Origin of the sequence: Pseudomonas sp. DC3200b2 (genome assembly GCF_049895785.1) — a bacterium.
Classification (GTDB): Bacteria; Pseudomonadota; Gammaproteobacteria; order Pseudomonadales; family Pseudomonadaceae; genus Aquipseudomonas; species Aquipseudomonas massiliensis.
On the sequence record NZ_JAFCTA010000001.1, the window covers coordinates 743,050 to 757,821 of the forward strand.

General features: G+C 64.2%; 13 protein-coding genes. 4 read left to right on the plus strand and 9 right to left on the minus strand.

All coding sequences use genetic code 11. From position 1 onward, the window contains the following. Positions 1–49 precede the first annotated feature (49 nt). Positions 50–202 carry a DUF3309 family protein gene (locus ACP691_RS03605; RefSeq protein WP_040262120.1) on the minus strand — a complete coding sequence of 51 codons (153 nt, stop codon included), beginning with the start codon at positions 200–202 and terminating at the stop codon, positions 50–52. 211 nt (positions 203–413) lie between these two features. Here ACP691_RS03605 and ACP691_RS03610 point away from each other — a divergent pair, with 211 nt between their 5' ends. The 3 genes from ACP691_RS03610 to csrA all read left to right on the plus strand — a co-directional run bounded on the left by ACP691_RS03610 (position 414) and on the right by csrA (position 2,053). Then, the gene (locus ACP691_RS03610) at positions 414–1,220 is read left to right on the plus strand and encodes an SDR family oxidoreductase (RefSeq protein WP_426150093.1); all 807 of its coding nucleotides are present in this window, start codon (positions 414–416) and stop codon (positions 1,218–1,220) included. Positions 1,221–1,256: 36 nt separating this feature from the next. Next, the gene (locus ACP691_RS03615) at positions 1,257–1,586 is read left to right on the plus strand and encodes a YnfA family protein (RefSeq protein WP_426150094.1); all 330 of its coding nucleotides are present in this window, start codon (positions 1,257–1,259) and stop codon (positions 1,584–1,586) included. Between the two features lie 275 nt (positions 1,587–1,861). Next, positions 1,862–2,053 (plus strand): carbon storage regulator CsrA, encoded by a 192-nt coding sequence (gene csrA, locus ACP691_RS03620; RefSeq protein WP_040262122.1) that lies wholly within the window; start codon positions 1,862–1,864, stop codon positions 2,051–2,053. 1 nt (position 2,054) lies between these two features. Here the strand turns inward: csrA and ACP691_RS03625 are convergent, their stop codons facing one another. From ACP691_RS03625 to mnmC, 6 genes are all read right to left on the minus strand, one after another. Then, positions 2,055–2,285 carry a YheU family protein gene (locus ACP691_RS03625; protein ID WP_040262123.1) on the minus strand — a complete coding sequence of 77 codons (231 nt, stop codon included), beginning with the start codon at positions 2,283–2,285 and terminating at the stop codon, positions 2,055–2,057. Positions 2,286–2,344: 59 nt separating this feature from the next. Next, entirely contained in the window at positions 2,345–3,520 is a 1,176-nt protein-coding gene (locus ACP691_RS03630) for an osmoprotectant NAGGN system M42 family peptidase (protein ID WP_426150095.1), read from the minus strand. A 78-nt stretch (positions 3,521–3,598) separates the two neighbouring features. Further along, positions 3,599–5,344, minus strand: a complete 1,746-nt coding sequence (gene ngg / locus ACP691_RS03635; protein ID WP_426150219.1) for an N-acetylglutaminylglutamine synthetase — start codon at positions 5,342–5,344, stop codon at positions 3,599–3,601. Positions 5,345–5,346: 2 nt separating this feature from the next. Then, positions 5,347–7,119, minus strand: a complete 1,773-nt coding sequence (locus tag ACP691_RS03640; RefSeq protein ID WP_426150096.1) for an N-acetylglutaminylglutamine amidotransferase — start codon at positions 7,117–7,119, stop codon at positions 5,347–5,349. A 299-nt stretch (positions 7,120–7,418) separates the two neighbouring features. Then, on the minus strand, positions 7,419–9,209 hold the full coding sequence (locus ACP691_RS03645) for a sensor domain-containing phosphodiesterase (protein ID WP_426150097.1): 1,791 nt from the start codon (positions 9,207–9,209) through the stop codon (positions 7,419–7,421). 129 nt (positions 9,210–9,338) lie between these two features. Continuing rightward, a complete protein-coding gene (gene mnmC, locus ACP691_RS03650) occupies positions 9,339–11,309 on the minus strand; it encodes a bifunctional tRNA (5-methylaminomethyl-2-thiouridine)(34)-methyltransferase MnmD/FAD-dependent 5-carboxymethylaminomethyl-2-thiouridine(34) oxidoreductase MnmC (RefSeq protein ID WP_426150221.1) in 1,971 nt (656 codons plus the stop codon). 78 nt (positions 11,310–11,387) lie between these two features. Here mnmC and pap point away from each other — a divergent pair, with 78 nt between their 5' ends. Then, positions 11,388–12,878 carry a polyphosphate:AMP phosphotransferase gene (pap, locus tag ACP691_RS03655; RefSeq protein WP_426150098.1) on the plus strand — a complete coding sequence of 497 codons (1,491 nt, stop codon included), beginning with the start codon at positions 11,388–11,390 and terminating at the stop codon, positions 12,876–12,878. A gap of 20 nt (positions 12,879–12,898) precedes the next feature. On the opposite strand, the gene ACP691_RS03660 is transcribed toward pap, so the two are convergent. Both ACP691_RS03660 and ACP691_RS03665 read right to left on the minus strand, forming a co-directional pair. Continuing rightward, positions 12,899–13,090: a DUF6316 family protein gene (locus tag ACP691_RS03660; RefSeq protein WP_426150099.1), complete on the minus strand. Its 192-nt coding sequence runs from the start codon at positions 13,088–13,090 to the stop codon at positions 12,899–12,901. Positions 13,091–13,174: 84 nt separating this feature from the next. Beyond that, positions 13,175–14,569 (minus strand): class II fumarate hydratase, encoded by a 1,395-nt coding sequence (locus ACP691_RS03665; RefSeq protein WP_040262129.1) that lies wholly within the window; start codon positions 14,567–14,569, stop codon positions 13,175–13,177. Positions 14,570–14,772: the final 203 nt, after the last annotated feature.

Sequence of the window (14,772 nt, forward strand, 5' to 3'; positions counted from 1 at the left end):
CGCAATGAAAACGCCCCGCTAAGCGGGGCGTTTTTTTACGACTGGAGGGCTATATCTTCCCGAGCAACACCAGGATCAGCAGGATGATCAGGACGGTACCGATGATGCCGGACGGCCCGTAACCCCAGCTGCGCGAGTGCGGGAAAACGGGTAGACCACCGATCAGCAGCAAAATCAGGATGATGATAAGTATGGTGCCCATGGCGGATTCCTTGAATGAAGATCCTGTGCGGTCTGCACCGCGTTCTGGCGTGGGCTTGTAGCCTGCCCACTCATCTGTTGAGACTCCTGTGGCGCGCAAAAAGTTTGAAATACCGGCAAATCGGTGTCGGCATTCAGCACGCTGATGATCGTTATGGCGAGCTTGCTACGCGGCTAGGCTGGCACTCATCGCCAGTCCAAGGGAGGCAGCCATGAGCAATCGTATGATGGTGACAGGGGCCGGTTCCGGCCTGGGGCGTGAGATCGCCGTGCGCTGGGCGAGGGAAGGGTGGCGGCTGGCCCTGTGCGACCTCGACGAGGCGCGCCTGCAAGAGACCTTGCGCCTGGTACAGGCCGCGGGAGGCGAGGGGTTCATTCGCCGTTGCGATGTGCGCGACTACAGCCAGCTGACGGCCCTGGCCGAGGCCTGTCAGGCCCGGTTCGACGGCCTGGATGTGCTGGTCAACAATGCCGGAGTGGCGTCGGGCGGGTTTTTCTCCGAGCTGTCGCTGGAAGACTGGGACTGGCAGTTGTCCATCAACCTGATGGGGGTAGTCAAGGGCTGCAAGGCCTTCCTGCCGCTGATCCAGCAGAGCCAGGGGCGCGTCATCAACGTGGCCTCCATGGCGGCGCTGATGCAAGGACCAGGCATGAGCAACTACAACGTGGCCAAGGCCGGTGTGGTCGCGCTTTCGGAAAGCCTGCTGGTGGAGTTGCGCGGCCTGGGCGTGCGGGTTCATGTGCTGTGCCCATCGTTCTTCCAGACCAACCTGCTGGATTCCTTCCGTGGCCCCACTCCGGAAATGAAAGCCGCGGTGGGCAAGTTGCTGGAGAGCTCACCGATCAGCGCCGCCGACATCGCAGATTACCTATACCAGCAGGTGTTGGAAGAGGCTTTCATGATCCTGCCCCATGAAGCCGGCCGTCAGGCCTGGGAAGGCAAGCGTCACAACCCCGAGCCGCTGTATGCCGAAATGGCTCACATGGCTGAGAGGATGCGGGCCAAGGCCGCGGGTTGACGTATGCTGGCGCCTTCGCTCGACACGGAGGCGCTGATGCTCAACTACCTGTGGTTCGTCCTGGCAGCGGTATTCGAAATTGCCGGCTGCTATGGCTTTTACCTTTGGCTACGGCTGGACAAGAGCCCCGTGTGGGCCCTGGCGGGCCTGGCCAGCCTGGTCTGTTTCGGCTTGTTGCTCACCCGAGTGGAAGCCAGCTATGCCGGCCGTGCCTACGCTGCCTATGGCGGGGTCTATATCGCGAGCTCCCTTGCCTGGCTGGCAGTGGTCGAGCGTGGGCGGCCGCTGCTCACCGACTGGTTGGGGGTGGGGCTGTGCCTGCTAGGAGCGAGCCTGGTGCTGTTCGGGCCGCGCTGGAGTGGTTGAGCCTGCGGTGAAACCTAGCCTGTCGTCACTGGACGGCGGCTTGTAGGAGGTAGCGAAGCTGCCGAATGCCGCTGCGTGGGAAAGAGCATTCCCCGGCTGGCGTTGAGTTCCACAGAGGCCAGATTCGCGTTTATCTGGAAATCTACGGTTTTGTACGAAAACTTGTAGGAAAGTGTCCAATTTACGTGTCAAGCGGTGGTTTTAGAGCCCTTTGCGTTGAATCCGGCGGCGTCAGGCGGCAGGCTCAAGGCTTAACCCCCTGAAAGGACTCCCTCATGCTTGTACTGACCCGGGCCATTGGCGAAGAAATCATCATTGGCGATGACATCCGCATCAAGATACTTTCCGTGACCGGCAACCAGGTGCGCCTCGGTATCGCAGCGCCGAGGCGGGTAGAAGTGCACCGCGCCGAGATCTACAAGCGATTGCTGGCCGAGCGTGACCGACGGGAGACCCTGGCCAGTTGAGTCAGGGCTCCAGCAGCTCGGGCGGCACGTCATGCTTGGCCAGCAGTTGGCATTGCTGGCTGTCGGGGTCGAACAGGATGAATGCCTGGCGCTTGGCCAGCGCCTGGCGCACCCGTAGCACTCGGGTCTGCAAGGGGGTTTCGTCACCATTGTCGGTGCCGTCGCGGGTGACGAAATCCTCGATCAGGCGGTTGAGCGTATCGGGCGCGAGTTGGTCGTAGGGAATCAGCACAGCGGGTTCACCTTGAAAAGCCAATGCGTAGGTTACCCCAATGGGCAAGCCGCCAGGCGCTATTTACCAACGATGTCCTCCACCGTGGGCACCCGGGTGTCGCTTTCCATATGGGCATCATGCTCGATCTGCTTGCTGAAGTTGCTCAAGGACGCATGGGCGGGGTCGGCATCGCTGGCGAACACGGGCGGGCTGAGCATGTAGGCGGCGAGCAGGCGGCTCAAGGCCGCAAGGCTATCGATGTGGGTGCGTTCGTAGCCGTGGGTGGCATCGCAACCGAAGGCCAGCAATGCCGTGCGAGTATCGTGGCCCGCGGTCACCGCCGAGTGGGCGTCACTGTAGTAGTAACGGAACAGGTCCCGACGTACCGGCAAGGCATGTTCTTGAGCCAGGCGCAGCAAGTGTCGGGACAGGTGATAGTCATAGGGGCCGCTGGAATCCTGCATGGCCACGCTGACAGCGTGTTCGCTGGAATGCTGTCCGGCGGCGACGGGCGCGATATCCACCCCCACGAATTCGCTCACGTCCCAAGGCAGCGCGCCAGCGGCGCCGGAGCCGGTTTCCTCGGTGATGGTGAACAGCGGATGGCAGTCGATCAGCGGTTCGATACCGCTTTCCACGATGGCCTTGAGGGCGGTGAGCACCGCGGCCACGCCCGCCTTGTCGTCCAGGTGACGAGCGCTGATATGGCCGCTGTCGGTGAATTCGGGCAGAGGGTCGAAGGCCACGAAGTCGCCGATGTTCACACCCAGGGCCTCGGCATCGGCACGGGTGGCCGAATAGGCGTCCAGGCGCAGTTCCACGTGATCCCAGGTGACGGGCATCTGGTCGATGGCGGTATTGAAGGCGTGCCCTGAGGCCATCAGCGGCAACACGCTGCCACGCACGATGCCGTTATCGGTGAACACGCTGACGCGGCTGCCTTCGGCGAACCGGCTGGACCAGCAGCCCACCGGCGCCAGCCCCAGGCGGCCGTTGTCCTGGATGACCCGCACAATGGCCCCGATCGTATCCAGGTGCGAGGACAGGGCACGGTCCGGAGAGTTGCGCTTGCCTTTCAAGGTGGCGCGCAGGGTGCCACGGCGGGTCAGTTCATAAGGAATGCCCAGGCTGTCCAGGCATTCGGCCACATAACGGACGATGGTGTCGGTGAATCCGGTAGGGCTGGGGATGGCCAGCATCTCCAGCAGCACCTTGCGCAGATAATTCAGATCCGGTTCGGGGATCTTGGACATCTCGCTTCTCCTCAGGATACGTCAAGCGAAGTCAGCGGGCCGCCGGGCGGCCCTGCTGGCGTGAGCGGCGCAGAGCGCCTAGCGCGCCGGTTGTATATGTGGGAACAGCAAATCCACGAAGCGTTCCGCGGTAGGCCGTGGCTCATGGTTGGCCAGGCCAACCCGCTCGTTGGCTTCGATGAACACGTACTCGGGCTGGTCGGCCGCGGGTACCAGCAGGTCCAGGCCCACCACCGGGATGTCCAGGGCACGAGCGGCGCGAATGGCCGCATCCCGTAGCGCCGGATGCAGGCTGTCGGTGACATCTTCCAGGTGCCCGCCGGTATGCAGGTTGGCGGTCTTGCGTACCGCCAGGGTCAGCCCGTCGGGCAGGATGCTGCTGTATTCATAGCCTGCCGCTTGCACCGTGCGCTCGGTTTCCCTGTCCAATGGAATGCGGCTTTCTCCCCCGGTGGCAGCCTGGCGCCGCCGGCTCTGCGCCTCGATCAGCTCGCGTACGCTGTGCCGGCCATCGCCGACCACCTGGGCCGGCCGGCGAATGGCCGCGGCCACCACTTCGAAGCCAATGACCACGATGCGCAAGTCCGCCCCTTCGTGGAAGCTCTCCAGCAATACGTGACTGTCGAACTGGCGCGCCACTTCGATGGCGGCCTGCACGTCTTCGAGGGTGCGCAGGTCCACGGCCACGCCCATGCCTTGTTCGCCGTCCAGCGGCTTGACCACGATACGGCCGTGCTCTTCGAGAAAATCCTGGTTGTCATCGGCGCTACCCGCCAGTTGCTGGGCCGGCAGAGACAGGCCGGCGGCGGCCAGTACCTTGTGGGTCAGGCTCTTGTCCTGACACAGCATGACGCTGATCGAGCTGGTCAGGTCGCAAAGGGACTCGCGGCAGCGAATCCGCCGGCCGCCATGGCTGAGGGTGAACAGGCCGTGCTCGGCGTCATCCACATGCACATCGATGCCACGCCGGTAGGCCTCGTCGACGATGATGCGCGCGTAGGGGTTGAGGTTTGCCGTCGGCCCCGGGCCAAGGAAGAGCTTCTGGTTGATGCTGTTCTTGCACTTGATGGCGAAGGTAGGCAGGGTGCGAAAGCCCAGCTTGGCGTAGAGGTTCTTGGCCAGGCGATTGTCGTGCATCACCGACAGGTCCAGGAAACTCAGGCCCCGGCTCATGAAGTGCTCCACCAGGTGGCGCACCAGCACTTCGCCCACGCCGGGGCGAGTGCAGCGTGGGTCCACCGCCAGGCACCACAGGCTGCTGCCGCCTTCCGGGTCCTGGAAGGCAGTGCGATGGTTCAACCCCATGACGCTGCCGATCACGCTACCATCAGCCTCATCCTCGGCCAGCCAGTAGACCGGGCCGCCCTGATGGCGGGGCGTCAACTGTTCAGCATCCACCGGGAGCATGCGGCGCTTGCGGTAGAGCTGGTTGATGGCTTCCCAGTCATGGGCGGAACAGGCCCGGCGGATGCGGAAACCGCGAAATATCCGTTGCGCCGGTCGATAGTCGCTGAACCACAGGCGCAGGGTATCGGAAGGGTCAAGGAAAAGCTGTTGTGGGGCCTGCGCCAGCACTTGCTGCGGAGCGGCCACGTACAGGGCGATATCGCGCTGTCCGGGCTTTTCCTGCAGCAGCTCGCTGGCCAGGGCTTGCGGCGAGGACCAGGTGTGGCCCATGAGCAGACGGCCCCAGCCACAATGCAAGGGGCGGGGGCTGCCTGAAGAAGGCAGGCCATCCTCGGCGCACATGGCCTGCAAACGCTCGTAGGAGGGCGGCTGGCCCCGTTGCAGGCGCTGGCTCATGGAGTGGGCATGGGCTTTCATCATCAGAGTCCTTGTTCGCTGAGCCATAGGTTCAGCGCAGCCAATTGCCACAGCTTGGAGCCGTGCAGCGGCGTCAGCTGGCCATGGGGGTCCGTCAGCAAGGCGTCGATGCGGGCGGGGTTGAACAGGCCTCGGTCCTGACTGCCATCGACCAGCAGGTCGCGGACCCAGCCCAGGGTGGCGCCTTCCAGGTGCTTGAGGCCCGGCACGGGGAAGTAACCCTTCTTGCGGTCGATCACTTCGCTGGGGATAACCCGGCGCGCGGCTTCCTTGAGCACATGCTTGCCGCCGTTGGGCAGCTTGAAACGCGCGGGAATACGGGCGGAGAGTTCTACGAGGCGGTAATCCAGGAAGGGCGTGCGCGCTTCGAGGCCCCAGGCCATGGTCATGCTGTCTACCCGTTTGACCGGGTCTTCCACCAGCATCACGGTGCTGTCCAGGCGCAGGGCTTTGTCCACCGCGGCCTCGGCGCCGGGCATGGCGAAGTGTTGTCGCACGAAGTCACCAGCCGTGTCCTGGTCCAGGCGCCAGCGTGGCTGCACGGTATCGGCATAGTCTTCATAGCTGCGGTCGAAGAAGGCCTCGCGATAGGCGGCATAGGCATCCGGCGCCCCGTCGACCTTCGGATACCAGTGGTACCCGGCGAAGAGTTCGTCCGCGCCCTGGCCGCTCTGGACCACCTTGCAGTGACGCGACACTTCCCGCGACAGCAGGTAAAAGGCAATGCAGTCATGGCTGACCATGGGCTCGCTCATGGCGCGGAAGGCGGCAGGCAACTGGTCGAGAATCTCATGCTCGGCAATGCGCAACTGATGGTGCTGGGTGCCGTAGTGACGGGCGATCAGGTCCGAATACTCGAACTCATTGCCGCGCTCGCCGCCGGCGTCATCGAAACCGATGGAAAAGGTGAGCAGGTTATCCACGCCTGTTTCGCGCAGCAGACCCACGAGCAGGCTGGAATCCACGCCGCCGGAAAGCAGCACGCCTACGTCCACCGCGGCGCGCTGGCGAATGGCGACCGCTTCGCGGGTAGCTTGCAGCGTACGATCGACCCACTCCTCCAGGCCCAGCCCGGCTTCATCGGCCCCCGGGCCGTAAGGCAGGGTCCACCAGAGCTTTTCCTCGCTGTTGCCCTGGGCGTCGATGCGCATCCAGGTCGCGGCTGGAAGCTTCTGCACATTGGCCAGCAGGGTGCGTGGGGCTGGCACCACGGCGTGGAAGTTGAGGTAGTGGTTCAGCCCCACCGGGTCGAGCATGGGGTCGATGTCACCACCTTTGAGCAAGGCGGGCAGTGTGGAGGCAAAGCGCAGCCGGCTGCCATTGCGTGACAGGTAGAGCGGCTTGACGCCGAGACGGTCCCTGGCCAGGAACAGTTGCTGGCGATCCCGCTCCCAGATGGCGAAGGCGAACATGCCGTTGAGCTTGGGCAGCATGGCCTCGCCCCAGGCATGGTAGCCCTTGAGCAGGACCTCGGTGTCGCCGTCGGAATAGAAGCTGTAGCCCAGGGCCTCCAGCTCCTTGCGCAATTCGGGATAGTTGTAGATGGCCCCGTTGAAAGCCAGAGCCAGGCCCAGCTGACCGTCCACCATCGGCTGCGCCGAGCAGTCGGACAGGTCCATGATTTTCAGCCGCCGGTGACCGAAGGCCATCGGCCCCTGGCTATGGAAACCCCACGCGTCTGGGCCTCGCGGTGCCAGGTGATGGGTGATCCGCTCCACCGCGCCCAGGTTTGCGGGCTGTTGGTCGAAACGTAACTCTCCTGCGATTCCACACATGTAGCTTAAACCTTTGCTGTCAGCGTTTAGCGCTACTGGGGACGTGCGAGCCATGCACGAGCGAAGACAATACCGCGCGAGCCAAGGGGGCGCACGGCATGGTCAGCCAGTAGCGCAGGGCCCTGGCGACGGCATGCAGCGCCAGGGGCTTGGCATGTTGGAGGGCTACGGGGAACGGATCGTTCCTTCAGGAAAGGGGATCGAACATATCGGAGGGTGTGCGGGGGAGGTGGGGGCTAGCGCCAGCTAGCGAAGCGGCCATGCCTTTGGCGTGCGGCATCGTCTGATCTGCCGAGCGTCTATAGGGCTTGGGAACCAGGGCTCTGGTAGGTCTCGCGCCAGGCTTCGAGGACCCCAAGCTCCATGGGGCGGGCCAGGTGGAAGCCTTGCACTTCATGACAGCCGGCGCGGCGCAGGATCTCCAGGGTAGCGGCGTCCTCGATGCCTTCGGCGACGATCCGGTAGCCCAGGCGCAGGCCCAGCCCGATCAGGGTTTCCACCAGCCGACGATCACGTTCATCGGTACCGATGTTGCACAGCAGGGAGCGGTCCAGTTTCACCGCGGTGGCGGGCAACTGGCGCAGGTAGGTCCAGTTGCTGTAGCCGGTGCCGAAGTCGTCGATGGCCACGTCGATGCCGATTTCACGCAGCCGCTGCAATTGCTCGCGCACCAGTTCAGGGCTTTGGCAAAGCGCGCTTTCGGTGAATTCGAGCTCGAGCAGCTCCGGTGGCAGGGCCCAGTCTTCCATCAGGCCCAACAGCGTATCGGTAAACTGTGAACCGTCCAGGTCTTCGGCGGAAACGTTGACCGACACCTTCAAAGGGCGTCCGGCCTGGTACCAGGCGCTGACCTGTGCAACCACTTGGCGGATCACCCAAAGGCTCAGAGGGCGAATCATCGAGGTGCGTTCGGCCAGGGGCACGAACTCGGCCGGGCTCACCGCACCAAGGAACGGATGCTCCCAGCGCAGCAGCGCTTCCACGGACAACAGTTCACCGGTGTTGGCATCGAAACGGGGCTGGTAGGCCAGGCGTAACTGGTAGCTGCTCTGCAGGGCCTCGGCCAGCGCGCTCAACAGCATGAAGGCGCGCTGCTGGGCCCGCCCCAGGCCTGGCTCGTACCAGCCCCAGCCCTTGCCCTTGGTGCGAGCGTCGTCCGAGGCGCTGACCACCATGCGCAGCCAGTCGGGAAGGCTCACCTGGCGGTGGTCCAGTTCGATGGCACCGATACCGATCTGCGATTGGATGGGAATGCCGCCACACATCAAGGGGCGCTTGAAGCGTTGGGTAATGGTGGCGAACAAGGCATCGCTGGCGGCGCAGCGCCCCCCGGCGATGAAGAAACCGAAGCGTGTCTGGCTGACTCGGTAGATCGGCGTGCCGGGGGGGACCAGGGTGGCCAGCTCTTCATGCATCACCAGCATCAGGTCCTGGGAGAATTGATAGCCCAGGGCCTTGACGATGTCATTGAGCATCTGTGGCGAAACCATGTCGATGGCCACGAGAGAATGCGGTTCTTGGTTGCGCCTGTTGTTGATGTCTTCTTCCAGCCGGACCCGGTTGAGCAGCCCGGTCTGCTGATCCAGGAATGCGAATTGGCGCAAGCTGTCGATACGGTGCATCACCAACGACCCAAAGCGCTTGAGCACGGCTTGCTGCTCAGGGTTCAGCGGCCCGCGCGGCTTGGTGTCGATCACGCACAGGCTGCCCAGCCCAAGCCCATCCTCAGTGATCAGCGGCATGCCGGCGTAGAAACGAATGCCGGGGTAACCGGTGACCAGCGGATTGTCGCGGAAGCGTTCGTCGGCCAGGGCATCCGGCACCACAAAGGGTTCGTCGGTCAGGATGGCATAGGTGCAGAAGGAAACGTTGCGAGGGGTTTCGGTCGCGCACAATCCACGGCTGGCCTTGAACCATTGCCGCTGCTCCTCGAGGATGGAGATCAGGGCGATAGGCGCATCGAAATAGGTTTGCAGCAGCTCCATGATGTCTTCGAAAACCGGGTCGGGTATACCCTCGTCCAGGCACAGATCGGCTACCCGACGCAGCCGGGCTGCTTCGTTGATCGGCGTCGGGATTGGCTGGATCATAGTTGAGGTTTCCGTAGCGGACGGCGGCACAATATGCAGTCCGTGATATCAAAATGCCTACACATGCTACAGGTTATCGGCCGCTTCAGCCCGAACTTCAGGGGCCATTGGTCGTTTAGCTGTAACGGTTCATGTCTTCGCCCCACTTTTGCTAAGGGCTCGTACCGCAAAACGTACCGGCAGGCAGGCGTGCGCTACCTCCTGGCTCACCGGCAAGGGCTCATGCTCAAGCCAGGCGGCCAGCAATTCACCCGCCAGCAGCGTAGTGATCAGGCCCCTGGAACCATGGCCGCTGTTCACCCACAACCCAGGAAGCCAGGGGCAGGGCTCATCGCATTGCGCCCGCGCATTACGCGCCAGCACCTGGTAGCGCTCATCGAACAAGTCGCGGTCCATTACTGGCCCAACCAGGGGCAGGTAGTCCGGGCTGGTACAGCGCAGGCCCACACGGCCTTCCAGAACATTGGCCGGCCCCGGTGCCAGGCTATCGGCCAGCGTAGGTGAAATCTGAGTGAGCAATCCGAGGTTGTGCTCGTGTTCGGCTACGCTGGGTTGGGTGTCCAGGCGCTGGAAATCGAAGCTGGCGCCCAAGGTATGCTCGCCCAGGCGTGCCGGCGCCACATAACCCTCGCCACAGACCACGGTGGCCAGGGCCGTGCTGGCGGGGGTGGCTGGCAAGCGAGTGATCTGGCCGCGGATCGCCTTGAGCGGGAGCTGCGCCGTAGGCGCGAAGTCACGTACCTGCGTGGCGCAAGCCAGTACTGCCACAGGGGCGCTGGCCAGCGGGCGATCGTCCGCCCAGGCTTGCCATTGGTCATCGACCCGGCGCAGTTCGAGCACGGCCTGGTGGGTACGCATTTCGATCATGGAGTGGTCAATAAGCGCCGCGCATACGGCCGGCGGATGTACCCAGCCGCCTTCGGGAAAATACAGCCCCGGCTGCTGCACGGCCACACCCGCCAGGGCACTGGCCTCATCGGCGCTTACCGCTCGCAGCAGATCCGGGGAAAACGCTTCGGCCAGGGTTTGCTGGCGGCTGGCTTCTGCGGCGCTGCTGGCCAGTTGCAATACGCCGCAATCACTCCACGCCTGGCCCCGCTGCAACCCTTCCAGCCAGCGGCGGGTGTAGCCGAAGCCGCTCAGGATCAGGCGCGACAAGGCCGTGCCGTGGGCTGAAAGCTTGAGGTACAGCACTCCCTGAGGATTGCCCGACGCTTCGGCGGCGATATGCCCGTGACGTTCGAGCAGGGTCACCCGCCAGCCCCGCGCCGCCAGGCTGGCGGCCGTGGCGCAACCGGCCAGGCCGGCGCCAACCACCAAGGCATGCCGCTCGCCCGCTACCTTGGGCGGGTAGGCGAACCAGGGCTGCTCGTGCGCAACAGGCACGGGCCCGATGAAGTGTCCGCGCATGATCTCCCATTTCTTGCCCTGCCCGGGCAGGCGTTTCATCTTGAATCCTGCCGCGACCAGCCCCCGGCGCACCGTGCCTGCCGCGCTGAAGGTGCCCAGGGTGGTGCCGTCGCCCGACAGCCGAGCGACCTCGGCGAACAGCTCCGGGGTCCACATGTCCGGGTTTTTCGCCGGGGCGAAACCGTCCAGGAACCAGGCGTCGATTCGGCCCTTGAGCTGGCGCAACTGAGCCTGGGCATCGCCGATCAGCAGGGTAAGCGTTACCCGCCCTTCGGCGAAGACCAGCCGCTGCAGGCCTTCATGAATGGCGTGATAGCTTCCTAGCAGCGCCTGGGCCCAGGGCGCCAGCTCGGGCCACAGGGCCAGGGCACGGGTCAGGTCGCCGCGGCCCAGCGGGTATTTTTCCGTACTGATGAAATGCAGGCGCGCCAGCGGCCCTGCGCTAGCCTCGAACAGGCGCCAGGCGCAAAGGAAATTCAACCCGGTGCCGAATCCGGTTTCCCCGATCACCAGGGCTTGCCCGGGCGCCAGTTCGGCGAAACGTTCGGCCAGCGCATTCTGCTCCAGGAACACATAGCGGGTTTCTTCCAGGGCGGCCTGGCTTGAAAAATACACATCGCCAAACACGCGCGAGCGCGGTTGGCCGTTTTCGTCCCAATCGAGCTGGGCGGGAGTGACGGCGCTGGGCATGAAGCGGGACCAGATGGAAAGAGGCGCAGTATTCTGCCAGAAGGCGCTGTCCAGATAAGCAGCCAAGAGGAGCAAGAGATGTTCGAATCCGCCGAGATCGGCCACGCGGTCGACGATCAAACCTACAAGGCCGCGGTGCCAGCCCTGCGCGAGGCATTGCTGGAAGCCCAATATGAACTCAAGGAGCAGGGCCGCTTTCCGGTCATCGTGCTGATCAATGGCATCGAGGGCGCCGGCAAGGGCGAAACCGTCAAGCTGCTCAACGAGTGGATGGACCCGCGCCTGATCGAGGTCCGTACCTTCGACCAGCAGACCGACGAAGAGCTGGCGCGCCCGCCCGCCTGGCGCTACTGGCGGCAGCTGCCGGCCAAGGGCCGCATGGGCATTTTCTTCGGCAACTGGTACAGCCAGATGCTCCAAGGCCGGGTGCATGGGCACTTCAAGGACGCGGTGCTCGACCAGGCCATCAACCAGGCCGAGCGCCTGGAGCAGATGCTGTGCGACGAGGGAGCCCTGATCTTCAAGTTCTGGTTCCACCTGTCCAAGAAGCAGATGAAGCACCGGCTCAAGTCGCTCAAGGACGACCCCCTGCACAGCTGGCGCATCAGCCCGCTGGACTGGCAGCAGTCCAAGACCTATGACCGTTTCGTGCACTACGGCGAGCGCATCCTGCGGCGTACCAGCCGTGAGTACGCGCCCTGGCATGTGATCGAAGGTCATGACAGCAATTACCGCAGCCTGGCGGTGGGCAACATCCTGCTCGAAGGGCTGCAGGCGCGGCTCAAGGCATCCGGACAGCCGGTGAATCAGGCGGTGCCGCCCCTGGGCAATAGCCTGGACGAACGTACCCTGCTCGACGCCATGGACCTCAGCGTGACCCTGGAAAAGGACGACTACCAGCGCCAGCTCATCGAGGAACAGGCTCGCCTGGCGACCCTGCTGCGAGACAAGCGCATGCGCCGGCATGCCCTGGTTGCGGTGTTCGAAGGCAATGACGCCGCCGGCAAGGGCGGTGCGATCCGCCGCGTGGCCGCCGCCCTGGACCCGCGTCAATACCATATCGTGCCCATCGCCGCGCCCACCGAGGAAGAGCGCGCCCAGCCCTACCTGTGGCGATTCTGGCGGCATATACCGGCGCGCGGGCAGTTCACCATCTTCGACAGGTCCTGGTATGGGCGAGTGCTGGTGGAGCGGGTCGAAGGCTTCTGCGAACCGGCTGACTGGCTGCGGGCCTATAGCGAGATCAATGATTTCGAGGAGCAACTGATCGAGGCGGGCGTCGTGGTGGTGAAGTTCTGGCTGGCCATCGACCCGCAAACCCAGCTGGAGCGCTTCCAGGAGCGCGAGGAAACGCCTTTCAAACGCTACAAGATCACCGAGGAAGACTGGCGCAACCGGGATAAATGGCCAGCCTATCGGGATGCGGTGGGCGATATGGTAGACCGCACCAGCACCGAGATCGCCCCCTGGACGCTGGTTGAAGCCAACGACAAGCGCTGGGCGCGGGTGAAGGTGCTGCGAACCCTTGGCGATGCGCTGGAACGGGCCTTCGGCCGTAATGGCAAATAGCCTGGCCGCCCAGGGCAGGATCAGTGGTCGGCGTAACTGGCCACGCGCGCTACATAAGCCTGGCTTTCTCGCATGGCCTCGTCCCGGCTAGGGAAGGGGCCTTCCAGGGTGTTTTCGCGGGTGGTGAAGAAATAGTGCCCATTGATCAAGGTGACCCGATCACTGCGGAAATGAATGGCAGGGAAAGCTTCCTGGGCGCGTTTACCGAACATAGTGATCTCCGAACAGCGTGAACAAGGGTTTGAACTCGGAAGGCAATCGCTCGCCGGGGGCGGCGAGCGAAGGCGTGCGCTGACTTAGCCATTGCCGCCGGCAGACAGCATGTTCTCGGGGCGAACCCACTGGTCGAACTGCTCGTCGGTGAGATAGCCCAGGTCCAGCGCCGCCTGGCGCAGGGTGAGGTTCTCCCCATAGGCCTTCTTGGCGATCTGCGCGGCCTTGTCGTAGCCGATGTGCGGGTTCAGCGCGGTGACCAGCATCAGGCCGCGCTCCAGGTGCTCGGCCATCTTCTCGGCGTCCGCTTCAAGGCCAGCGATGCAGTGGGCCTGGAAGTTGCGGCAGCCATCGGCCAGCAGGCGAATGGACTGCAGCAGGTTATGGATGAGCACTGGCTTGTATACGTTGAGCTGGAGATGGCCCTGGCTGGCGGCCATGCCGATGACCACATCATTGCCCAGTACCTGGCAAGCCAGCATGGACAAGGCCTCGCACTGGGTAGGGTTGACCTTGCCCGGCATGATCGAGCTGCCTGGCTCGTTGGCCGGCAAGCGTACTTCGGCCAGGCCGCCACGGGGGCCGGAGCCCAGCAGGCGCAAGTCATTGGCCAGTTTCATCAGGGCCACGGCCAGGGTTTTCAGGGCGCCCGCCAGCGTGACCAGGGGCTCATGGCCGGCCAGGGCGGCGAACTTGTTCGGGGCGGTGACGAAGGGCAGCCCGGACAGCGCGGCGATCTCGGCGGCCACGGCCTCGGCGAAGCCTTTGGGGGCGTTGAGCCCGGTACCTACGGCGGTGCCGCCCTGGGCCAGCTCGTAGACAGCGGGCAGCGAACCACGGATGGCGCGCTGGGCGTAGTCCAGCTGGGCGACGAAGGCTGAGATTTCCTGGCCGAAGGTGATGGGCGTGGCATCCATCATGTGGGTGCGGCCGGTTTTCACCAGGTTGAGGTGGCGCGCCGACAGCTCGGCCAGCCCCGCGGAAAGCTCGCCCAGGGCCGGCAGCAGGTCGTCATGGGTCGCCTTGGCCGCCGCGATGTGCATGGCGGTAGGGAAGCAATCGTTTGAGCTTTGCGAGCGGTTCACATGATCGTTGGGGTGAACCGGCGATTTGCCGCCGCGGCCGTTGCCGGCCAGCTCGTTACCCCTGCCGGCGATCACCTCGTTGACGTTCATGTTGCTCTGGGTGCCGCTACCGGTTTGCCAGACCACCAGCGGAAACTGGTCGTCGTGCTCACCGGCGAGCACCTCATCGGCAGCCTGCTCGATCAGCCGGGCCACATCAGGTGGCAGGTCACCGCTACGGCTGTTGACCCGCGCCGCCGCCTTCTTGATCAAGGCCAGCGCATGGACCACCGCCAGGGGCATGCGCTGCTCGCCGATGGCGAAGTTGATCAGCGAGCGTTGGGTCTGGGCGCCCCAGTAGGAAGCCTCCGGGACTTCGATCTGGCCAATGCTGTCAGTTTCGATGCGGGTCATTGCATTCTCGCTTGTGCAGGTTAGACAGCCAGTTTAGGCGCATTCTGGCGGTGGGGGTTCCCTGTTTGGGCTTCGCTGGAGTGACTGTGCCCAAGCCACTTCACAGGCCCGCCTTGGGGCGGCTCGTCACTTGGGCTTGAGCCGCTGCTGGGGTTGGGCGCAGAATGGCCCGCCAAGGAGCCTGCCTGGCAGGCGCCCTCCGG